This window comes from Streptomyces sp. WMMC500, from assembly GCF_027497195.1.
Lineage (GTDB): Bacteria > Actinomycetota > Actinomycetes > Streptomycetales > Streptomycetaceae > Streptomyces.
The window spans coordinates 2,713,045-2,733,124 of record NZ_CP114905.1 but is presented as its reverse complement, the minus strand read 5'-3'; the positions used below and the strand labels follow the sequence as shown (position 1 = coordinate 2,733,124).

General features: G+C 72.1%; 19 protein-coding genes and 1 tRNA gene. 12 read left to right on the top strand and 8 right to left on the bottom strand.

All coding sequences use genetic code 11. The annotated features are described in order from the left end of the window. Window positions 1-102: 102 nt before the first annotated feature. Window positions 103-837: a hypothetical protein gene (locus O7599_RS11155; protein ID WP_281621980.1), complete on the top strand. Its 735-nt coding sequence runs from the start codon at window positions 103-105 to the stop codon at window positions 835-837. Between the two features lie 87 nt (window positions 838-924). On the opposite strand, the gene O7599_RS11150 is transcribed toward O7599_RS11155, so the two are convergent. The 3 genes from O7599_RS11150 to O7599_RS11140 all read right to left on the bottom strand — a co-directional run bounded on the left by O7599_RS11150 (window position 925) and on the right by O7599_RS11140 (window position 4,304). Beyond that, window positions 925-1,914, bottom strand: a complete 990-nt coding sequence (locus tag O7599_RS11150; protein ID WP_281621979.1) for a M64 family metallopeptidase — start codon at window positions 1,912-1,914, stop codon at window positions 925-927. Between the two features lie 205 nt (window positions 1,915-2,119). Then, window positions 2,120-3,427 carry a helix-turn-helix transcriptional regulator gene (locus O7599_RS11145; RefSeq protein ID WP_281623348.1) on the bottom strand — a complete coding sequence of 436 codons (1,308 nt, stop codon included), beginning with the start codon at window positions 3,425-3,427 and terminating at the stop codon, window positions 2,120-2,122. Between the two features lie 244 nt (window positions 3,428-3,671). Continuing rightward, entirely contained in the window at window positions 3,672-4,304 is a 633-nt protein-coding gene (locus O7599_RS11140; protein ID WP_281621978.1) for a TetR/AcrR family transcriptional regulator C-terminal domain-containing protein, read from the bottom strand. Window positions 4,305-4,500: 196 nt separating this feature from the next. On the opposite strand from O7599_RS11140, the gene O7599_RS11135 reads away from it, so the two are divergent. Then, window positions 4,501-4,971 carry an anthrone oxygenase family protein gene (locus O7599_RS11135; RefSeq protein ID WP_281621977.1) on the top strand — a complete coding sequence of 157 codons (471 nt, stop codon included), beginning with the start codon at window positions 4,501-4,503 and terminating at the stop codon, window positions 4,969-4,971. Between the two features lie 300 nt (window positions 4,972-5,271). Here O7599_RS11135 and O7599_RS11130 read toward each other — a convergent pair whose 3' ends face one another. Genes O7599_RS11130 through O7599_RS11115 form a run of 4 tightly spaced genes read right to left on the bottom strand, consistent with a single transcriptional unit; the run spans window position 5,272 to window position 6,904 of the window. Then, window positions 5,272-5,694 (bottom strand): TIGR03668 family PPOX class F420-dependent oxidoreductase, encoded by a 423-nt coding sequence (locus tag O7599_RS11130; protein WP_281621976.1) that lies wholly within the window; start codon window positions 5,692-5,694, stop codon window positions 5,272-5,274. Then, window positions 5,675-6,196, bottom strand: a complete 522-nt coding sequence (locus O7599_RS11125) for an integrase core domain-containing protein (protein ID WP_281621975.1) — start codon at window positions 6,194-6,196, stop codon at window positions 5,675-5,677. The genes O7599_RS11130 and O7599_RS11125 overlap by 20 nt, the downstream gene beginning before the upstream one ends. A 40-nt stretch (window positions 6,197-6,236) precedes the next feature. Beyond that, complete coding sequence (locus O7599_RS11120; protein ID WP_281621974.1) at window positions 6,237-6,650, bottom strand: PIN domain-containing protein; 414 nt, start codon at window positions 6,648-6,650, stop codon at window positions 6,237-6,239. Continuing rightward, window positions 6,647-6,904, bottom strand: coding sequence for a CopG family transcriptional regulator (locus tag O7599_RS11115; protein ID WP_281621973.1), 258 nt, complete (start codon window positions 6,902-6,904; stop codon window positions 6,647-6,649). The genes O7599_RS11120 and O7599_RS11115 overlap by 4 nt, the downstream gene beginning before the upstream one ends. Before the next feature lie 322 nt (window positions 6,905-7,226). Here O7599_RS11115 and O7599_RS11110 point away from each other — a divergent pair, with 322 nt between their 5' ends. Then, window positions 7,227-8,351: an amidinotransferase gene (locus O7599_RS11110; RefSeq protein ID WP_281621972.1), complete on the top strand. Its 1,125-nt coding sequence runs from the start codon at window positions 7,227-7,229 to the stop codon at window positions 8,349-8,351. A gap of 244 nt (window positions 8,352-8,595) precedes the next feature. Here O7599_RS11110 and O7599_RS11105 read toward each other — a convergent pair. Further along, window positions 8,596-8,667, bottom strand: a tRNA-Arg gene (locus O7599_RS11105). A gap of 163 nt (window positions 8,668-8,830) precedes the next feature. On the opposite strand from O7599_RS11105, the gene O7599_RS11100 reads away from it, so the two are divergent. From O7599_RS11100 to rpmE, 9 genes are all read left to right on the top strand, one after another. Next, window positions 8,831-9,283: a response regulator gene (locus tag O7599_RS11100; RefSeq protein ID WP_281621971.1), complete on the top strand. Its 453-nt coding sequence runs from the start codon at window positions 8,831-8,833 to the stop codon at window positions 9,281-9,283. Window positions 9,284-9,346: 63 nt separating this feature from the next. Then, window positions 9,347-10,357, top strand: a complete 1,011-nt coding sequence (locus O7599_RS11095; RefSeq protein WP_281621970.1) for an arginine--tRNA ligase — start codon at window positions 9,347-9,349, stop codon at window positions 10,355-10,357. Window positions 10,358-10,401: 44 nt separating this feature from the next. Continuing rightward, window positions 10,402-11,790, top strand: a complete 1,389-nt coding sequence (lysA, locus tag O7599_RS11090; protein WP_281621969.1) for a diaminopimelate decarboxylase — start codon at window positions 10,402-10,404, stop codon at window positions 11,788-11,790. Window positions 11,791-11,915: 125 nt separating this feature from the next. Continuing rightward, window positions 11,916-13,208, top strand: coding sequence for a homoserine dehydrogenase (locus O7599_RS11085; RefSeq protein WP_281621968.1), 1,293 nt, complete (start codon window positions 11,916-11,918; stop codon window positions 13,206-13,208). A gap of 36 nt (window positions 13,209-13,244) precedes the next feature. Then, window positions 13,245-14,309 (top strand): threonine synthase, encoded by a 1,065-nt coding sequence (gene thrC, locus O7599_RS11080; RefSeq protein WP_281623347.1) that lies wholly within the window; start codon window positions 13,245-13,247, stop codon window positions 14,307-14,309. A gap of 432 nt (window positions 14,310-14,741) precedes the next feature. Beyond that, a complete protein-coding gene (gene thrB / locus O7599_RS11075; RefSeq protein ID WP_281621967.1) occupies window positions 14,742-15,719 on the top strand; it encodes a homoserine kinase in 978 nt (325 codons plus the stop codon). Between the two features lie 543 nt (window positions 15,720-16,262). Next, on the top strand, window positions 16,263-18,248 hold the full coding sequence (gene rho, locus O7599_RS11070) for a transcription termination factor Rho (RefSeq protein ID WP_281621966.1): 1,986 nt from the start codon (window positions 16,263-16,265) through the stop codon (window positions 18,246-18,248). Between the two features lie 207 nt (window positions 18,249-18,455). After that, window positions 18,456-19,625, top strand: coding sequence for an LCP family protein (locus O7599_RS11065; protein ID WP_281621965.1), 1,170 nt, complete (start codon window positions 18,456-18,458; stop codon window positions 19,623-19,625). Between the two features lie 120 nt (window positions 19,626-19,745). After that, complete coding sequence (rpmE, locus tag O7599_RS11060) at window positions 19,746-19,967, top strand: 50S ribosomal protein L31 (RefSeq protein ID WP_018840095.1); 222 nt, start codon at window positions 19,746-19,748, stop codon at window positions 19,965-19,967. Window positions 19,968-20,080: the final 113 nt, after the last annotated feature.

Sequence of the window (20,080 nt, the reverse complement as noted above, 5' to 3'; positions counted from 1 at the left end):
TGAACGGTCCCTCCGCGGGGCCCGTATTCGGCTGCACGGGAAACCACCACCCCGCCGTGCGTCCCTGCCGCACGGCGGGTCCGACTTCCGAACGGAGCACTGATGAGGTTACGAAGACGGATCGCGACCGTCGCCGTCGCGGTGGGGGCGCTGATCGCGATCAGCGCGGCCACCACGTCGGCCGGCGCCGCCGGCGGGTCGGGCCAGACCCTGGGCGTCGGCGACGTCCGGTGCACCGACCAGGTGCGGTCTGACAACGGCGTGGAGCTGACCGGATTCCTCACCTACGGCACCGGCGAGTGGACCGTGCACCGGTCCGCCGCCCCGGGCGGAGCGGAGACCGAGCTCCTCCGGGTGGACGCCGGTTCGCTCAGCGGGCAGCCGGTGCCGGTCGACGAGACCGTCACCGCGACCGGGGGCGAGGACTTCCACTACCGCGCCTGCCTCGGCATCGACCAGATCAAGAAGGTCGGGTTCTTCAGCAGCGCCAACTACCGCATGTCGCTCACCTCGACCAGTCCCGACGCGGTGACGGACATCGGCCCGGACACGGCGACGCTGTCGCCGTCCGCCCTGGCATGCGGCGACCAGACGTTCGTCGAGCCCGGTGACACGATCCGGCTGGAGGGCAGCTCCACCGGCCCGACCCAGTGGTTCGTCTCGGTGACGGGACACACCAACAACTACGAGGGCAACTGGGCCGTGTTCATCGAGGACACCGAGGACATCGACAGAACGGTGACCCTCGACCCCGAGATCACCGATGTGACGGCGTGCGGGTGGAACCGCGCTCCCGACGGCCAGGTGTCCCTGGGGTTCGAACTGTCCCTCGTCTAGCGTGCGGGCAGCCCGGCGCCCCGTACACGTCAGGGGTGGTCTCGGTGAGACCACCCCTTCCTCGTGTTCCGGTGCGCGGCGGCCCGCCTACCGGTTGCCGGGTGCCGCCGCCTCGATCTCGGAGCCGATGGCCTCGTCCATCACGGACAGGCCGACGAGGTTGAAGGGTTTGTCGAGGCTGCGCATGAGGGAGTCCTGCGAGGGCCGGTAGATGCCGTGCTCGTACTGGCTGCCGCCTTCGTACGCCCCGATGACGCCGCCGTCGGGGGTGCTCTGCCCGAGGTACGACGCCCACTTGGACCCGGCCGGATCGGCGGTGACGTTGGGTTCCCCGGGTTCGCCGCCGGGGTAGGTGGTGCCCGGCGTGTAGTACTCGTCGGCCAGGCCGCCGACGGAGTGGCCGAGTTCGTGGATCGCGATGCGTCCGGCCTGCGCGTTGCCGCCGGCGACGGTGGCGAGGCTGGGGTAGCCGGCGCCGCCGTACTTGGTGGTGTTGCCGAGGGCGACGATGGCGTCGGCTTCCGGGGCCTCGGCCGCGTACGCCTGGGCCTTCGCCTCGCTGAGGCACAGCAGCCGCTCGATGCCGCCGCAGAAGAAGCCCATGTCCAGGGCGGTGTCGCGGTTGACGCCCTGGGTGGGGTCGTTGTCCACGCCGGACTGGTTGGAGACGACGTTGACGAGCCATACGTTGACGTGGTTGCGGTGCTTGTCCCACGGCGCCGTGGCGGCGATCTCGTCCCACTTCGCCTGGGCCTGCTGACGCAGGAGACCCATTTCGGCGGCGGTGTAGCCGTCGCCCACGATCGTCAGGTCGAAGCGCGCGTCGGGGGACCCGGTGTCCTGGATGGGGACGACCTCGGCGGCCGCGGCCGCCCGGACGTCGGCGCGGGTGGGAGCGGCCTCGGCCTGCTCGGGTATGTCGACGCGGGTGATCGTGCCGTCCGGCGAGAACACCTCCCGCTGCTCGGTCGCCTCCGGGGAGTCGTCAGGCTCCGCTCCGGCGGGTACGGGTGCGGCGGCGACTCCCGCTACGCACAGCACGGCCGCGGTCAGCAAGATGGAACCCTTGCGGCGCATGAGCGCCCTCCATGTCCGTCGATTGTGGGGGTGACGGCCGAATCCGGGGTGGGTCACGGCCGTTGACGGGCTGTGCTCTGCCGCGACCTCGGCGCACGGGGCTTCCGGGCCGCTGTAAGTCGCGAGTTAAGTCAACTGGCTTGGAGAGTTAAGCTAGCGGCGTGACGCGAGCCTGACAACCCGCCGCGGGGGAGTCGGGGCGGGCTCAGAAGGGCGGGGCCGGGGCCGGTCCGAGCGTCGTGGTTCCGGGTTTCGCCTGGTGGCTCAGTCCGGCCCGGTAGGTGTCGAGGGCGGCCTCGGCCTTGCCCGTTCTGCGCAGCAGGTCCCCGAACAGCAGGCACAGGTCCGCGAGGTCCCCGGTCGCCCCGGCCTGCTCCAGCAGGCCCATCGCGCCGGTGTAGTGCGCTTCGGCTCCCGAGGTGTCGCCGCGTCGTTCGGCGATCAGGCCGAGAACCCGGTGCGCGCCGGCTTCGTGGACCGCCCCGCGCGCTGAGCGCAGCCCGGCGAGCACGTCTCGGAGCAGCGCCTCGGCCTCGTCGTCCCTGCCCTGCCGGTGGAGCACCGCGGCCAGCTCGACGGCCACCTGGTGGGCGTAGAGCGCGGCGCGCCGGGCGGACAGCATGTCGTACGCGGTGCGCAGCGCGGCCTCCGCGGCCTCCAGTGCTCCCGCCTGGGCCTGGACGTAGCCGCGCATCCAGTGGCAGTGGGCGAGTTCGGTGCGGATGTGGAGCTGTTCGTAGGACTCGGCCGCCCTGGCCAGGGCGGCGTCCGCCTCGGCCGTGCGGCCCTCGGCGATGAGCGTCCGCGCCACACCGCGGTGGAGCCGCGCGATCAGAGCGGGGTCGGAGACCTCGGGGGCGAGCGCCAGGGCGAGTTCGGCGGCCTGGACGGCCCGGGTGTGGGCGCCCATGTCCATGTAGGGGGAGATGACGGCGGTGTAGAGCAGCACCAGCGCCTGCGGGTCGTGCAGTCCGGACGTGTTGAGTTCGTCGAGCGTGCTCTCCAGCAGGTAGCAGGCGTAGCGCAGTTCGCCGGCCATGAGGTGGGTCAGGGCGCGACCGCGGATGGCCGGGACACGCCGGGGCAGGGCCGTACCCGCCCGGACGAGGCTCGCCTCCGCGCGCTCGAAGTCCGCCCGCGCCTGGTCGAGTTGGCCGTTCTCCAGCGCGCACTGCCCCCGGCCGACCAGAGCGGCCGCGAGCTCGTCGGCGAGCCCCAGCTCCTCCGCCTCGCGGACGAGCTGCGTGTACCCGACGGCGGCGTCGGCGGGATCCCCGGTGGCCAGCGTGCGCTGCGCCTCGGTGAGGCGCATGCGGAGCTGGGAGGCGAGATGGGCGGGGCGGCCGCTGACCAGCTCCTCGTAGGAGGTGCCGAGCCGCTGGGCGATGTGCCGCAGCGCCTTCTCGGAGGGCTGTGCCTTGCCGGACTCGACCGTGGAGATGTACGCCGCGCTGTAGGCCGGCTCGGCGACGTCGCGCTGGGTGAGGCCACGCTCCGTACGCAGCCTGTGCACCCGCTGCCCGACGGCGTTCGGGCCGTCGGGGCTTCCGCCCGCTGCCGCGGCCCGCCGCGTGGCGGTCCGCTTCGCGACGGCTTTCTTCGGCACCCTGAACTCCCGCCCCGCTGCTCGGCCCTGAGGGCCGGCACGCGATCGTAGCGACTCCAGGTTAACTACCCGCTTGAGCAGATCCAGCCCATGACTCAGGCAGATCCACCGTGGATGCGGAGGGGCGGGCGGTTGCCGCGTGGACCTTCGGTCACCGTTGGCCTGTGGTCAGGGCGAGGAAGCGGTCGACGGCGGTCTGCGCGGCGGCGCGAACGGCGTCCCGGCCGGGCGGGTCCTCGCCGAGCAGCACGCGGATCTGCCAATCGCGCACCACGAGGCCGTAGAAGAGCTGGAACGCCTCCTCCGCATCGTCGAGGTGGAGGAGCCCGCCGTCGGCGAGCCGGCGCAGGTAGTCGGCGACCAGCGGGCCGGTGGCGTGCCGGCCGTGGCGCAGCAGGAGCGCGGCCAGCTCCGGCGAGGTCATGGCCGCTCGGTTCAGCGCCACGGAGACGTCGCCGACGAGGAGTGTCAGCAGGTTGCGCGCGATGGCCAGGAGGGTGGTGCGCGGTGGTTCCGCGGGGCGGTCGACCGCCGCGGCGACGGCGGCGTTGACGTCGTGGGCCTGCTGTTCGATGAGTGCGGCGAGCACGCCCTGGCGGTTGCCGAACCAGGCGTAGAGGCTCTCCTTCGACGATCCGGCGCGGGCGGCGACCGCCTGCATCGTCATGCCTCCGACGCCGTGTTCCAGCAGTTCGGCGAGCGCGGCCTCCAGTACGGCCTGCCGCCGGGCCGCCTGCTCGCCTGCGCGCGGCCTGCCACGGCGGCCCGGCCTGTCTGCCGTCATCGGGTACCACCTCTCGGTGTTGCATTATCCGAACCGCCGCGTACGATTAAATCCGTACCCAGCGGTTCGATTCTATCCGGAGGTCGCCGTGACCCAGACGCTCACCCCCGTTCCGACCGCCTCGCCGACCCGCTATCCCCCCTCCCGAGCTGCACGCGCCGCCCGCGGGTGGACACTGACCCTGGCGACCACGGCCATGGCTCTCATCGCGGGCTTCTTCTACGCCTACGCCTGCTCGGTCATGATCGGCCTGGCCCGCGTCGACGACCGCACCTTCATCGACACCATGCAGTGGATCAACGCAACCGTGCGCAACGCCTGGTTCGCGCCCAGCTTCTTCGGCGCCCTCGCACTGACCGCCCTGGCCGCGACGCTGCACCTGGCCCGCGACCGGCGCGCGGTCCTGATGTGGATCGTCACCGCCCTGGCGCTCTACGCCGGCGCCTTCGCCGTCACCATGGGCATCAACGTCCCGCTCAACGACGAACTGGCAGCGGCAGGCGACCCCGAGACCCTGCACGACCCCGCCGCCGTCCGCGCCGCCTTCGAGGACCGGTGGGTGGCCTGGAACACCGTCCGCACCCTCGCCGCCGGCGCCGCCCTCGCCTGCCTGCTCCGGGCCCTCGTCGTCCACGGCAGGACCACGGCACCCGACAGGCCCGCGTGACCCGCCCCCGCCCGCGGCGACGGCCGGTGTCCGGCGGCCCGCGGCCCGCGGCCTCCGACCTTCGGCGACCTGAAGCCCGACCACGTCGACCTCATCCGGGCGATCGGCGGACCGATCCTCAGCCTCGGCCGGGGACGCGGCAACCTCAACGTCCCCGCCCCCGGCACGTCCCTGCAGGCCGCGGCCGGCTCACCGGAGGCGCCCGGGTCGGCGCCTGGCCTGCCCCCGCGGCCGCCGAGTGTGCGCCTCCCGCCCTACCTGGACACCCAAGCAGGCGTACAGCCGTCCGGGTCCATCCCGTCAAGGTCGCTTGCTGGCCCAACCGGTCACGCGAGTCACCGTGATCTCGATAACCGGGCCGTCTGGTCGATCGCGTTCATACTGGGGATACTTCGCTGCGAGACTCTCAAGCGGAGCCTCACGGTCGACGCCATCCAGGATCCGGGCGAAGCCGTCGGCACGTACCCACCAGAGCTGTGTCCAGTCGTCGGAGTACTCGTCTACCAGCGCACATACCCTGCGGTTTTCCCTGATGTTCCGGAGCCGTCGAAGGTTCGTGTGGCGCTTGGGCTTGAGGTCAACGGCCGTCACTAGCGTGTCGTCGCCCCGAGTCGCGAAGGTGGCCGGCACCTGGTGCGGCGTACCTTCCGCGTCAACCGTCGCCAGGCGTAGGACGCGTGCGTTGCGCAGTCTTTGGCGGGCTTCAGCTTCGGACAGGTTCATGGTCCCGTGATACTCCGATCCGCGGGTATCCCTGAAGAGCATCAGTGTGCGACCGCCGGTGATCGCTTACGCCTGGGTCACGCCTGACTGGTGGTCTTCTGCTTGAGTCTTTCGTACGGGTCTGGCCGCGGAGGCCGCCGTGGGGGCGATGGTAATTGTCGTAGTCCTCCCACTCGCGCAGCTTGTCGTTGAAGACCTCGGCGTCGTCGATGATGACCCCGTTCAGGAGCCGGTAGAACTCCTCCGCATCGATCCGGTGCGAGCGCTCCGCCTTGCCGTTCAGCCGCGGGGTGCGGGGCTTGATGTAGGTGTGCGCGATGGTCGTCGAGCGGACCTCGGTTGCAGTGCGCCACTGCTTCCATGGTCGGCCAGCAGGTTTGTCGCGAAACAAGACCGGTATGTCGACACTGTCGGTGTCGGAGGCCGGGCGTCGTCCATACGCGCAGGCATCACGTCGCCAGTTTCGCGGCGAGCTCTGGCACCTCGGCTTGAATCCGGGCATGTCACGTCTCCACGATCACCCTCGCCAAGGCGCCAAGACGTCAGATCTTGATGACGGTGACGCCTGCTCCGCAGAGCGCGGTGAGGTCTTCGGGGTCGGAGGTGAGCACGGTGACGGGCCCCGGGGCAGCGAGGGCGGTGGCGCTGAGCATGGAGTCGATGGCGTGCTTGTGGCCGTGTAGGCCGGCGTCAGCGAGGAGAACGGCGGCGTGGCGGGCGATCGGCTCAGTGACCGGTTCAATGGTGAGTCGGGAGAGCGTCCACTCCAGGGCCGGGCGGTTGATGCGCGGGTGGACCACCTCGACGAGGGTCGCCGCGGATGTGATCACGCGCAGATCGTCGGCGCGGGCGAGGGCGAGCCAGGCGGTGACGGTGCGGTCGCGCTGGACGGCCTTGGCCAGGCCCTCGCTGTCGAGGACCAGAGTGCCGCCGGGTACGGCGGGGGAGCGGGTCACGCGGCGTCTGCTCCGCCCTGCGTCTGCCCGGCCTGGTGCAGTTGGTCGCGCAGGGCCTGGATCTCCTCGTCGGTGATGGAGCCGTGCTCGGCCTCGGCGACGGCGATGAGCTCGTTGAGGTTGTCTCGTTCGACCTGCCTGGCGACGGCGGCCGCGACGTACGCGGACAGGCCGGAGGGGCCGCTACGGGCCTTGGCGGCTTCCGCGATGTCGCGGGGCATGGTGATCGAGTACTTCGAGGTAGGCTCACTCATGCTACCTATCCTACCTCCCATCCCCTCCCGGGTCGTGGAAGCTCACGGACCTTGGCGCGGACTCTCGTGGACGGCCCGCGCCGGCGGGTCAGCGGTTGTGGCGGGGGAGGTCTGCGCTGCAGGTGGCGCGGCCGTGGCGACGTCTCCACGAGGGGCTCTACTCGACCGGGCCCGTCTGCATTGGTCACTCCCCAGGTGCGGTCCGCCGGTCTCGCGGAGCGAGGCACGATCCCTCATGGTGGTTGTACGGGGACTACCCGCGCCCCCCGGCGTGCCAGGCCGCGGAACGGAGGCGCCGGCTGGGATGATGGGAGCCGCCCCGATGTCATTGCCGTCGAATGCTACTGCTGACGACAGTGTGCAGTCCCTTGGGCCTCCAGTCTGTTCGCACAACGAGTGGGACCCGTTGGAGGAGGTCGTCGTCGGACGTCTGGAGGGTGCGACGTTCCCCTCAAGGCATCCGATTGTTACCTGCAACGTCCCGGCGTGGGCCGGGCGGCTGCAGGGCCTGGCCGCTGGTTTCCGTTACCCTCACGCCATGATCGAGCCGGCGCAGCATGAGCTCGATCGGTTCATCGCCCTTCTGCAATCCCTCGGGGTGACCGTCCGACGCCCCGACCCGGTCGACCACCGCCGACGCTATGCCACCCCCGACTGGGCGTCACGCGGATTCGCCAACAGCTGCCCGCGCGACAGCCTGCTGGTGATCGGCGACGAGATCATCGAGGCCCCGATGGCCTGGCCGTGCCGATACTACGAGACCTTCTCCTACCGCTCGCTCGTCACGGACTACTTCCGGCGTGGCGCACGCTGGACAGCGGCGCCGAAACCACAGCTCACCTCCGCTCTGTTCGACGAGGACTACCGCGTCCCCGCAGCCGGGGAACCACTCCGCTACCTCACCACCGAGTTCGAACCTGCGTTCGATGCCGCGGACTTCGTACGCGCGGGCCGCGACCTGTTCGTCCAGCGGAGCAACGTCACCAACCGCACGGGCATCGAATGGCTGCGCCGCCACCTCGGCCGCGACTACCGCATACACGAGATCGAGAGCCGGTGCCGCACACCCATGCACATCGACACGACGTTCCTTCCGCTCGCCCCGGGCAAGGTCCTGGTCAACCCCGAGTACATCGACGTCGACAGGCTGCCCGAGATCCTGAGGGAATGGGAGGTACTGGTCGCCCCCGAACCCGACCCGCTCCCCGAGCGCCTGCTCAAGATCACCTCCATGTGCGGCAAATGGCTGAACATGAACGTACTCGTAGTGGACGGCGAACGCGTGATCGCGGAACGGCACCACACCCGCATGATGCGCGCCCTTGAGGGATGGGGCTTCGAACCCATCCCCTGTGACCTCCTGCACTACGCGCCCTTCGGGGGCTCATTCCACTGCGCCACCCTCGACGTCCGCCGCCGCGGCAACCTTGAGTGCTACTTCCCCTGACCGGCCAGTCGGGCGATCCTGACCACCAGGGCCATGACACGGAGGTGCTGACAATCGCGAGCGACTCATGCGCGACGTGCGTGGCTACCTGCGCTACGTGCAGGTCTCGCTCGGGTGCGTCATCGACGGTGAGCCTTTGCCGAGCCACATGGAGCCGCATGCGGCGGCCTTCGGCTGCATACGTACGAAGACCCCGTACTCAGCGCTTGCGCTGGTCACGGGGTCTTGGGCACCTCATCCTGGGTGCCCCCGGCAGGATTCGAACCTGCGCACACGGCTCCGGAGGCCGTTGCTCTATCCCCTGAGCTACGGGGGCGTGTCTCCGCGTGGTGGTGCGGTGACGGGTAGAACCCTACCAGCTTCCCGGGGGTGGTCGGCCACCGGGTTTTGGGGGTGGGGGGCGGGGTGTGTGTGCAGGTCAGGGGCGGAAGTGTCCAAAAGCCGGACGTAGGGGGGCGGGCGCGCCTAGGCTTTTCCCTGTGCCTGGCTTGTCCGGTCGGGTCCTTGTCGTCGATGACAACAAGGTGATCCGGCAGTTGATCAGGGTCAATCTCGAACTTGAAGGTTTCGAGGTCGTGACCGCGGCCGATGGTGCCGAGTGTCTGGAAGCCGTCCATCGGGTGCGTCCCGATGTGGTGACGCTCGACATCGTCATGCCCCGGCTCGACGGCCTGCGGACCGCGGCCCGGTTGCGGGCCGATCCGCGGACGCGGGAGCTGCCGATAGCGGTGGTCAGCGGGTGCAGTGAGCTTGAGGCCGAGGCGGGGCGGGCGGCCGGGGTGGACGCGTTCGTGGCGAAGCCCTTCGAGCCGGTCGATCTGGTCCGGGTCGTGCGGCGGCTGGCTGCGCGGCGGGGCTCGCAGCGGGTGGGGGAGTCGGTCGCCGGGGATGCAGCCGACGACGCGGAGCCCGCCGGGTCTCCGGTGTGCTGACCCGGGGACGAGTCCGGTAAAAGGGTTCGCCTCCCCCCGCCATGCCTCTCGTACGCTGGTCCCGTGGACCCCGCAGAGCTCACCGGCACCGTGTTGCGTACGGTGCGATCCGCCGCGGTGCGTGAGTTCGGCGCACCCGTGCCGGCGCGTGTCGTCGTGGAGAGGCCGCGGCCCGGGGGATGTGGGGACTACGCGACCAACGCCGCGCTGCAGCTCGCCCACGCCGCCGGGCGCGATCCCCTCGACGTCGCCGCCCTGCTGCGCGACCGGCTCGCCGCGCAGCCCGGGATCGCCGCCGTGACCGTCACCGGGCCCGGGTTCCTCAACATCACCCTGAGCGCCGGCCCCGATCCGATCGAGGACGCGCTCGCCGCCGGCGCGCTCTTCGGGAGCGGGGACTTCCTCCGCGGGGCCTCGTACGTCCTCGTCGCCGACGATCACCCCCGTGCCCGCGTGCTCGCCGACACCCTTCGGCGGCTGCTCCTCGCCGCCGGTGCTGCCGTGGGGGAGGAGGCGGGGGGAGAAGGGGAAGCCGTTGCCGTGCGGGCTCTGCCGGGCGACGTCTCCGGGCCCGGGCCCGCTCGTTTCCCCGCCGACGCCCTTCGCTGGGCCTTCCTGCGCACCCCCGCCCACCAACGGCCGCGGTTCGGACCCGAGCTCCTCCTGCGGCGCGAGGCCAACCCCCTCTTCCGTGTCCAGTACGCCCACTCCCGTACCGCCGCCCTCGCCCGCGCCGCCACCGCCCTCGGCCTCGACGCCGAGGGCCCCGGCGCCCCCTCCGGCGAGCCCATACGGCACACTCGCACCGACGGCGCCCTCCGCGCCGCCATCGGCGAGCTCCCCGCCGTCGTGGAGACCGCCGCCCGCCGCCGCGCGCCCGACCGGCTCGCCCGGCACCTCGACGTCCTGGCCGGCGCCTTCCTCGGCGCCGAGGCGGCCCACCCCGCCCTGCCCGGCGGCGACGAGCTGCCCACCGCAGGGCACCGGGACCGGCTGCGCCAGGCCGCCGCCGCCGGCGTCGCCCTCCGTAACGGTCTCGGGCTGCTCGGGATTCGGGCCCCCCGGTACCTGTAACCCATGCCTGCCGCCACCCCGCACCACCGAAGGAGTACCCCGCCGTGAGCCGATCCGCCCACCCCGCCGGCCCCCGGCACGGCGACGTGCTGCCCGAAGGGCACTACGCCGCACCCCCCGCCGACCTCAACGACCTCGACCCGCGCGTGTGGGCCCGTACCGTCGACCGCGACGGCGACGGCGTCGTCACCGTCGGCGGGCTGCCCGTGACCCGCCTCGCCGAGGAGTTCGGCACCCCCGCCTACTTCCTCGACGAGGAGGACTTCCGGGCCCGCTGCCGCGCCTGGACCGACGCCTTCGAGGGCGCCGACGTCTTCTACGCCGGCAAGGCGTTCCTCTCCCGCGCTGTCGTGCGCTGGCTGCGCGAGGAGGGGCTGAACCTCGACGTCTGCTCCGGCGGCGAGCTGGCCACCGCGCTGGCGGCCGGGATGCCGGCCGAGCGGATCGCGATGCACGGCAACAACAAGAGCCCGGACGAGATCCACCGCGCCGTCGAGGCCGGCGTCGGGCGGATCGTGCTCGACTCGTACCAGGAGATCGTCCGCGTCGCGCACATCGCCGAGCGGCTCGGCAGGCGCCAGCGGGTGCAGATCCGGGTGACGGTCGGCGTCGAGGCCCACACCCACGAGTTCATCGCCACCGCCCACGAGGACCAGAAGTTCGGCCTCGCGCTCGCCGACGGCCAGGCGGCCGAGGCGGTACGGCGGGTGCTGAAGCTCGACTCCCTGGAGCTGGTCGGCATCCACAGCCACATCGGCTCGCAGATCTTCGACATGGCCGGCTTCGAGGTCTCCGCCCGCCGCGTCGTCGGCCTGCTCACCGAGATCCGCGACGAGCACGGGGTGGAGCTGCCCGAGATCGACCTCGGCGGCGGCCTCGGCATCGCGTACACCCCCGAGGACGACCCGCGCGAGCCGCACGAGATCGCCAAGGCGCTGCGCGACATCGTCTCCCGCGAGTGCACCGCGGCCGGGCTGGCCATGCCGCGGCTGTCCGTCGAGCCGGGCCGCGCCATCGTCGGCCCCACCGCCTTCACGCTGTACGAGGTCGGCACGGTCAAGGAGCTGGAGGGGCTGCGCACGTACGTGAGCGTGGACGGCGGCATGTCGGACAACATCCGCACCGCGCTCTACGACGCCGAGTACTCGGTGGCGCTGGCCTCCCGCGCGTCCACCGCCGAGCCGGTGCTCTCCCGCGTCGTCGGCAAGCACTGCGAGTCCGGCGACATCGTCGTGCGCGACGCCTACCTGCCGGCGGACCTCGCGGTCGGCGACCTGCTCGCGGTGCCGGCCACCGGGGCGTACTGCCGCGCCATGGCGAGCAACTACAACCACGTGCTGCGCCCGCCCGTCGTGGCCGTGGCCGACGGCGCGGCGCGGGAGATCGTGCGGCGCGAGACGGAGGAGGATCTGCTGCGGCTCGACGTGGGCTGAGCGGCGGGCCGGGCACATCTCAAGCCGTAAACGGTACGTCTCGGCATCCGGACAGGGCGTCGCAATCGCCCCCCGCTGCGTGAGACTGGAACCGACCCATCTGTGCACGTGAGGAACGAGGTCGTATGAGCGAGAGGCGTCCGCTGAAGGTGGCGCTCCTGGGCTGCGGGTCCGTCGGCTCCGAGGTCGCGCGCATCATGACGGCGAACGCCGCCGACCTCGCCGCCCGCATCGGCGCCCCGGTCGAGCTGGCGGGCGTCGCGGTGCGGCGCGCGGGGGTGGCGCGGCCGGGGATCCCGGACGAGCTGGTCACCACGGACGCCACGGCGCTGGTCAAACGCGGCGACCTCGATGTCGTCGTCGAACTGATCGGCGGCCTGGAGCCGGCCCGTACGCTCATCACCACCGCCTTCGAGCACGGCGCGAGCGTCGTCACCGGCAACAAGGCCCTCCTCGCGGAGGACGGCCACAGCCTCCACGCCACCGCCGCCCGGCACGGCGTCGACCTCTACTACGAGGCCGCCGTCGCCGGCGCCATCCCGCTCGTCCGCCCGCTGCGCGAGTCGCTGGCAGGCGACAAGGTCAACCGCGTGCTCGGCATCCTCAACGGCACCACCAACTTCATCCTCGACCGCATGGAGACCTCCGGCGCCGGCTACGCCGAGGCGCTGGAGGAGGCCACCGCGCTCGGCTACGCCGAGGCCGACCCCACCGCCGACGTCGAGGGCTACGACGCGGCGGCCAAGGCCGCGATCCTCGCCGGCATCGCCTTCCACACCCGGGTCCGCCTCGACGACGTGCACCGTCAGGGCATCACCGAGATCACCGCCGCCGACATGGCGTCCGCGGCCCGCATGGGCTGTACGGTCAAGCTGCTCGCCATCTGCGAGCGCACGCCCGACGGCACCGCCGTCACCGCGCGGGTGCACCCGGCGATGATCCCGCTGACGCACCCGCTGGCCTCCGTGCGCGAGGCGTACAACGCCGTCTTCGTCGAGGCCAGCGCGGCCGGGCAGCTCATGTTCTACGGCCCGGGCGCCGGCGGCGCGCCGACCGCGAGCGCCGTGCTCGGCGACCTGGTCGCGGTCTGCCGGCACCGGCTCAGCGGCGGCAGCGGGCCGGGGGAGAGCGCGTACGCGCAACTGCCGGTGGCGCCGCCTGACGGTGTCGTGACGCGGTACCACATCAGCCTGGACGTGGCCGACCGGGCGGGCGTGCTCGCCCACGTGGCCGCGGTCTTCGCCGAGCACGACGTGTCCATCGACACGGTCAGGCAGCAGGGCAAGGACGGCGAGGCGTCGCTCGTGGTGGTCACGCACCGGGCGACGGACGCCGCGCTGGCGGCCACGGTCGAGGCGCTGCGGCAACTGGAGACCGTCCGCGGCGTGGCGAGCACCATGCGGGTCGAAGGCGAGTGACGTAAGGAAGTGGACGCAGTGATCGACGAGCCCCGAATGTCCGGCACCCGCCAGTGGCGCGGCGTCATCGAGGAGTACCGCGACCGCCTGCCGGTCGGCGCGGCGACCCCGGTGGTGACGCTCCGGGAGGGCGGGACCCCGCTGGTGCAGGCCCAGGTGCTCTCCGAGCGCACGGGGTGCGACGTGCACCTGAAGGTGGAGGGCGCCAACCCCACCGGGTCGTTCAAGGACCGCGGCATGACGATGGCGATCTCGAAGGCGCAGGAGTCCGGTGCCCAGGCCGTCATCTGCGCCTCCACCGGCAACACCTCGGCCTCCGCCGCCGCCTATGCGGTACGGGCCGGGCTGACCTGCGCCGTGCTGGTGCCGCAGGGCAAGATCGCGCTGGGCAAGATGGGCCAGGCGCTGGTGCACGGGGCGCGGATCCTGCAGGTCGACGGCAACTTCGACGACTGCCTCACCCTCGCCCGCGGGCTCAGCGAGAAGTACCCGGTGGCACTGGTGAACTCCGTGAACCCGGCGCGTATCGAGGGCCAGAAGACCGCCGCCTTCGAGGTCGTGGACGCGCTCGGCGACGCCCCGGACATCCACGTCCTGCCGGTCGGCAACGCCGGGAACATCACGTCGTACTGGAAGGGCTACCGCGAGTACCGCGTGGACGGCCTCGCCACCCGCACCCCCCGCATGTGGGGCTACCAGGCCGCGGGCGCGGCGCCGATCGTGCGCGGCGAGCCGGTGAAGGACCCCACCACGCTGGCCACCGCGATCCGCATCGGCAACCCCGCCTCGTGGGAGCTGGCCGAGCGGGCGCGCGACGAGTCCGGCGGGCACATCGAGGCGGTCACGGACCGGCAGATCCTGCGCGCGTACAAGCTGCTGGCCGCGCAGGAGGGCGTGTTCGTCGAGCCCGCCTCCGCGGCGAGCGTCGCGGGGCTGCTGCAGGCCGCTGAGCTGGGGCTGGTCGACCCCGGCCAGCGGATCGTCTGCACGGTCACCGGCAACGGTCTGAAGGACCCCGACTGGGCGGTCGCCGGCGCCCCGCAGCCCGTCGCCGTGCCGGTCGACGCGGACGCGGCGGCGGAGCGGCTGGGGCTGGCCTGACCGGGCGCGCCCGCGGCCCGCGCCCGGCCGCCCGGGCACACCCGTGTGCAGCACCGGCACACCCGCGTACGGCCCGGGCGCACCGGCGTACGGACCGGGCGGCAGCCCGTACGGCCTGGGCAGACGGCCGTACGGACCGGGCCCGGGGCCGGCGCCGCACCGCCCGTCCCGCCGCCCGCCGGGGACGTGCGCGGGCCGCGCATCGAGCGCCTCCTGTGCGCCCTATGTCGCAGGGGAACCCACCTTCGATAAGCTGACGTTGAGCCCGCCGGTCGAGTGTCCCGGGCACCCCCTCCCGTACGTCGCCTGCCACGCTCGTCCGCGCGCGCACGACGTGCCGCGGGGGCGCCGGCCGGGCACAGTCGTAACCGAGCTGATTTCCCCCACCGCCCGGGAGACCGGGTGAGAACCACAAGGAGAGTCACGCAAGCGATGGCCGGTCCAGCCTTCCGCGCCGCGCCCGTACGCGTCCGCGTGCCGGCGACCAGCGCCAACCTCGGCCCCGGCTTCGACACGTTCGGACTCGCCCTCGGGCTGTACGACGACGTGGTCGTCCGGGTCGCCGAGTCCGGGCTGCACGTCGACATCGCCGGCGAGGGCGCGGACAACCTGCCGCGGGACGAGTCCCACCTGCTGGTACGGGCCATGCGCAGCGCGTTCGAGGCGCTGGGCGGGCAGCCGCGGGGTCTCGAAGTGGTCTGCGCCAACCGGATTCCGCACGGCCGCGGGCTCGGTTCGTCCGCCGCGGCGATCTGCGCGGGCATCATCGCCGCGCGGGCGGTGACGATAGGCGGCGCGGAGCGGTCGGGTGCCCTCGACACCGCGCACGACAGGACGGCGCTGCTGGAGCTGGCGACGGAGCTGGAGGGCCACCCCGACAACGTCGCGGCGTGCCTGCTCGGCGGCTTCACCCTGGCCTGGACGGACGACGGCACGGGCGGCGCGGGCACGGCGCCCGGGGCGGCCCCCGTCGCGGCGGTACGGGCCATCCGGCTGGAGCCGGCCGAGGGCGTCGTCCCGGTGGTCTTCGTGCCCGGCAACCCGCTGTCCACCGCGGAGGCCCGCGGCCTGCTGCCCCGTACGGTGCCGCACGCGGACGCGGCGCTGACCGCCGCCCGCGCGGCGCTCTTCGTCGAGGCGCTGACCCGGCGCCCCGAGCTGCTGCTCACGGCCACCGAGGACCGGCTGCACCAGGACTACCGCGCGCCCGCGATGCCCGAGAGCACGGAGTTGGTGGCGCGGCTGCGCGCCGACGGCGTGCCCGCGGTGATCTCCGGCGCGGGGCCGACGGTGCTGGCGTTCGCGGAGGACGGCGCCGCCGAGAAGGTCGCCCGTTCGGCGGGCGACGGCTGGGCGGCGAACCGGCTGGACCTCGACCGGGAGGGGGCGAGCGTGAAGCCGCTGGCCTGACGGCCACGAGGCGGCCGTGTCACGCGACGTACGCGAGCACGCGCAGGTCACCGGCCCGCGCACACCGCCCGCACGACGACCCGCACCACAGGGTTCACCGGACCGAACCGGCCGCGAGTGCCGGGAGAGGGGGAATGTCTGCAGGATCCGATAGTGTTAACCTCAAGGCAGCACCAGCGCACTTCAGTCGTAGGCTCAACACGGCCGTGCTGTGTGCTGGGGTCTCTCCGGGCCGCAGGGCCCGGGGGCAGGTCCCACAAGGGGATTTCCCCGCCGGGGCAGCCTTTCTTCCGGGAGCCTTCCACATTGCCTGAGCAGCCTGCCGGTGCAGTGACGCTCCCGAATCGGCACCGCTGCCGTGCGTGACACCCACCCGAGTGCCCCGCGCCAGCAGCATGCCGACCCTGCACAGTCTTCACCGCCGTACGGCGGACCACCGCACCGACGCGGACCCGCGGACGCAAGCGCACGGGCCGCAGCCGGAGAGCACGACCGGTCGCCGAGCCAGACAGGCCGACGCACCGCTCCAGGGAAGGACCCTTCGTGAGCGACACCACCGATCTGATGGGCGTCAACGCAGAGAACGCCGCCAGCCCAGCTTCTGGGGGTGCCTCCCAGCAGGAGACTGGGGGAGCTCCCGCAACCACCGCCGGTTCGACCAGGCGCCGTCGCGGCGCCGGCCTGGAGGGCATGGTCCTGGCGGAGCTGCAGCAGATCGCATCCGGCCTCGGGATCCGGGGCACCGCTCGGATGCGCAAGAGCCAGCTCATCGAGGTGATCAAGGAGAGGCAGGGCGCCGACGGCGGCAAGTCCGCCGAGGCCAAGGCCGACACGGCCACCGACAAGGCCGGCAAGGACGGGCAGCAGGCGGACGGCGGCGCGGCGCGGCCGAAGCGCCGGGCCACCTCCCGGGCCCGTACCGGCGAGGCCGAGCAGGCCGAGGGCGGCGACGGCCGCAACGACGACGGCGACTCGCGGATCGACATCCCCGGCCAGCCCGTCAAGGTGCAGGACTCCGGCGCCGAGCAGAACGCGGGCGGCGACAAGGCCGACAAGGGTGAGAAGGCCGAGCGGGCCGACAAGTCCGAGAAGGCCGACAAGGGCGGCGACGCCCGGCAGTCCGGCGACGGCGGCCGGCAGAAGGGCGACCGCCAGGGCGGCGGCGACCGGCAGGGCGGCGGGCGCCGCGACCGGCAGAACCGCCGCAACAAGGGCGACGACGGCGGCGGCCAGGGCGGGGGCGGCGGCCAGCAGAACCAGGGCGGCGGCCGGCAGCAACAGCAGCAGGACGACGACTTCGAGGGCGGCCGGCGCGGCCGCAGGGGCCGCTACCGCGACCGCCGCGGGCGCCGCGGGCGCGAGGACTTCAGCGAGCCGCAGATCGCCGAGGACGACGTCCTGATCCCGGTGGCGGGCATCCTCGACATCCTCGACAACTACGCCTTCGTCCGCACCTCCGGCTACCTGCCGGGCCCCAACGACGTCTACGTCTCGCTGGCCCAGGTGCGCAAGAACGGGCTGCGCAAGGGCGACCACGTCACGGGCGCGGTGCGCCAGCCGCGCGAAGGCGAGCGCCGGGAGAAGTTCAACGCGCTCGTCCGGCTCGACTCGGTCAACGGCCAGTCGCCCGAACAGAGCCGCGGCCGGGCGGAGTTCGGCAAGCTCACCCCGCTCTACCCGCAGGACAGGCTGCGCCTGGAGAGCGACCCGGGCGCGCTGACGCCGCGGATCATCGATCTGGTCTCGCCCATCGGCAAGGGGCAGCGCGGGCTGATCGTGGCGCCGCCTAAGACCGGCAAGACGATGATCCTGCAGTCGATCGCCAACGCGATCACGACCAACAACCCCGAGTGCCACCTCATGGTCGTCCTCGTCGACGAGCGGCCCGAGGAGGTCACCGACATGCAGCGGTCGGTGAAGGGCGAGGTCATCTCCTCGACCTTCGACCGCCCGGCGGAGGACCACACCACGGTCGCCGAGCTGTCCATCGAGCGCGCCAAGCGGCTCGTCGAGCTGGGCCACGACGTCGTCGTGCTGCTCGACTCGATCACCCGGCTCGGCCGCGCGTACAACCTGGCGGCGCCGGCCTCCGGCCGCATCCTGTCCGGCGGTGTGGACTCCACGGCGCTGTACCCGCCGAAGAAGTTCTTCGGTGCCGCACGCAACATCGAGGACGGCGGCTCGCTGACCATCCTGGCCACCGCGCTGGTCGAGACCGGCTCGCGGATGGACGAGGTGATCTTCGAGGAGTTCAAGGGCACCGGCAACATGGAGCTGCGGCTCGACCGGAAGCTCTCGGACAAGCGCATCTTCCCGGCGGTCGACGTGGACGCCTCCGGCACCCGCAAGGAGGAGATCCTGATGGGCAGCGACGAGCTGGCCATCGTCTGGAAGCTCCGCCGGGTGCTGCACGCGCTGGACCAGCAGCAGGCGATGGAGCTGCTGCTGGACAAGATGAAGCAGACCAAGAGCAACGCCGAGTTCCTGCTGCAGATCCAGAAGACCACGCCCACGCCCAACGGCGACTAGATCGCAACCCGGCGCCGATACCACGCGAACCGGTGCAGGTCGGGCAGTTTTCGTAGGCAAAAGCCTCCCCTTGGAACGAGGGGAGGCTTTTGCGCGTTCACCAAGACGTGTGTAACCCTTTTAGGTGATCCCTGTCGGGGAATGTGGGGAAAAGTTTGGATCCACCCGCGGCGAATCAGGGACCTGAGCGGCTGAGGTGAGGAGCCGATGTCGGAACCGTACGCAGCCGGGGATCCCGGCCGCCGACCGCGCAGCCCACGACGCAAGGCGGTGCTCGCGGCGGTCTGGGTGCTCGTCGGGGCCGTCATCCTCGGCGGGGCCGGCCTCACGTACCTGTACTTCCGTCTCAACGGCAACCTGACGAGCGTCGACCTGGACGCCAAGCTCGGCGGCGACCGCCCCGAGGACCTGCCCGGCGGCTCCACGGACATCCTCGTCCTCGGCTCGGACTCCCGGGCCGGCGAGAACGCCAAGTACGGCGGTGGCGGTGGCGGCGGCGGCGCCCGCTCCGACACCGCGATGATCGTCCACGTCTACGAGGACCGGAAGCGCGCCAGCATCGTCAGCATCCCCCGCGACACCCTCGTCGACCGCCCCACGTGCCAGCGCGACGACGGCGGCACCGCGCCCGCCGCGGAGCGCGCGATGTTCAACGAGTCGTACTCCGTCGGCGGCCCGGCCTGCACCGTCAAGACGGTGGAGAAGATGACCGGGGTGCGCATGGACCACTTCGTCGAGGTCGACTTCAGCGGCTTCAAGCGGCTCATCGACCAGCTCGGCGGGGTGGAGATCACCACGCGCCAGGACATCGACGACCCCGACAGCCACCTCGACCTCAAGGCCGGCAGGCACACCCTGGACGGCGAGCAGGCGCTCGGCCTGGTCCGTACCCGCAAGGGCGTCGGCGACGGCAGCGACCTGGGCCGGATAGAGCTGCAGCAGGTCTTCGTCAGGGCGCTGGTGCAGCAGGCGAGCCAGGTCGACCTGCTGACCAGCCCGGGCAAGCTCATCGGGCTCGCCGACACGGCGACCAAGTCGATCACCACCGACGACGGCCTGGGCTCGGTGAACGAGCTGCGCCGGCTGGCGGAGAGCCTGGGCGACATAGGCCCGGACGACATGCAGATGGTGACCCTCCCGGTGACGTACGACGAGCAGGACGGCAACCGCGTGGTGCCGCTGGAGAAGGAGTCCGCGCAGGTCTGGAAGGCCCTGAAGGCGGACCGGCCGATACCACGGTCCGCGCTGAAGGACGGCCTGGGCGAGCAGACGGACCGTGACCGCGTGGTCACCGCCCCGCCGCCCCGCGGCGGGAACCTGGCGGAGATCGCGCCGCCCGGCAACGGCATGCAGGCCGCCGCGCCGCCCGCGGAATAAAGCGGGCCGGGGACCCGTTTTTGCCTGCACGACCGGTCCTCGTAGACTGGTACGTCGGCCCCGGTTCACGTGACGCATCCGCCGATCGACCCGGAGCCCTCCCGAACCTAGGAGAATCCCTTGAAGCGCGACATCCACCCGGAGTACGTGGAGACCCAGGTGAGCTGCACCTGCGGTAACTCCTTCACCACCCGGAGCACCGTCACCTCCGGCACCATCCGCGCGGACATCTGCTCCGCGTGCCACCCGTTCTACACGGGCAAGCAGAAGATCCTCGACACCGGTGGCCGCGTGGCCCGCTTCGAGGCCCGCTTCGGCAAGCAGGCCGCGGCGAAGAAGTAGCTCGTCCGCGTGCGCCGGGCCGGCCGCCCCGAAGAGGGGCGGACCGGGCCGGCGCACGTTTTTCGTCACGTCCGGCCGGCCGTTTTCCTCCCGCCCGCCCGCGCCTGGTCCTG

Bases quoted from the DNA above. Each gene is read 5' to 3' on its own strand.
- O7599_RS11085 (WP_281621968.1), top strand. From the start codon at position 11,916: ATGAGCGAGAGGCGTCCGCTGAAGGTGGCGCTCCTGGGCTGCGGGTCC.
- O7599_RS11150 (WP_281621979.1), bottom strand. From the start codon at position 1,914: ATGCGCCGCAAGGGTTCCATCTTGCTGACCGCGGCCGTGCTGTGCGTA.
- O7599_RS11065 (WP_281621965.1), top strand. From the start codon at position 18,456: ATGTCGGAACCGTACGCAGCCGGGGATCCCGGCCGCCGACCGCGCAGC.
- O7599_RS11135 (WP_281621977.1), top strand. From the start codon at position 4,501: ATGGCTCTCATCGCGGGCTTCTTCTACGCCTACGCCTGCTCGGTCATG.
- O7599_RS11155 (WP_281621980.1), top strand. From the start codon at position 103: ATGAGGTTACGAAGACGGATCGCGACCGTCGCCGTCGCGGTGGGGGCG.
- thrB (WP_281621967.1), top strand. From the start codon at position 14,742: ATGGCCGGTCCAGCCTTCCGCGCCGCGCCCGTACGCGTCCGCGTGCCG.
- O7599_RS11130 (WP_281621976.1), bottom strand. From the start codon at position 5,694: ATGAACCTGTCCGAAGCTGAAGCCCGCCAAAGACTGCGCAACGCACGC.
- O7599_RS11140 (WP_281621978.1), bottom strand. From the start codon at position 4,304: ATGACGGCAGACAGGCCGGGCCGCCGTGGCAGGCCGCGCGCAGGCGAG.
- O7599_RS11125 (WP_281621975.1), bottom strand. From the start codon at position 6,196: ATGCCCGGATTCAAGCCGAGGTGCCAGAGCTCGCCGCGAAACTGGCGA.
- thrC (WP_281623347.1), top strand. From the start codon at position 13,245: ATGTCCGGCACCCGCCAGTGGCGCGGCGTCATCGAGGAGTACCGCGAC.
- O7599_RS11110 (WP_281621972.1), top strand. From the start codon at position 7,227: ATGTCATTGCCGTCGAATGCTACTGCTGACGACAGTGTGCAGTCCCTT.
- O7599_RS11115 (WP_281621973.1), bottom strand. From the start codon at position 6,904: ATGAGTGAGCCTACCTCGAAGTACTCGATCACCATGCCCCGCGACATC.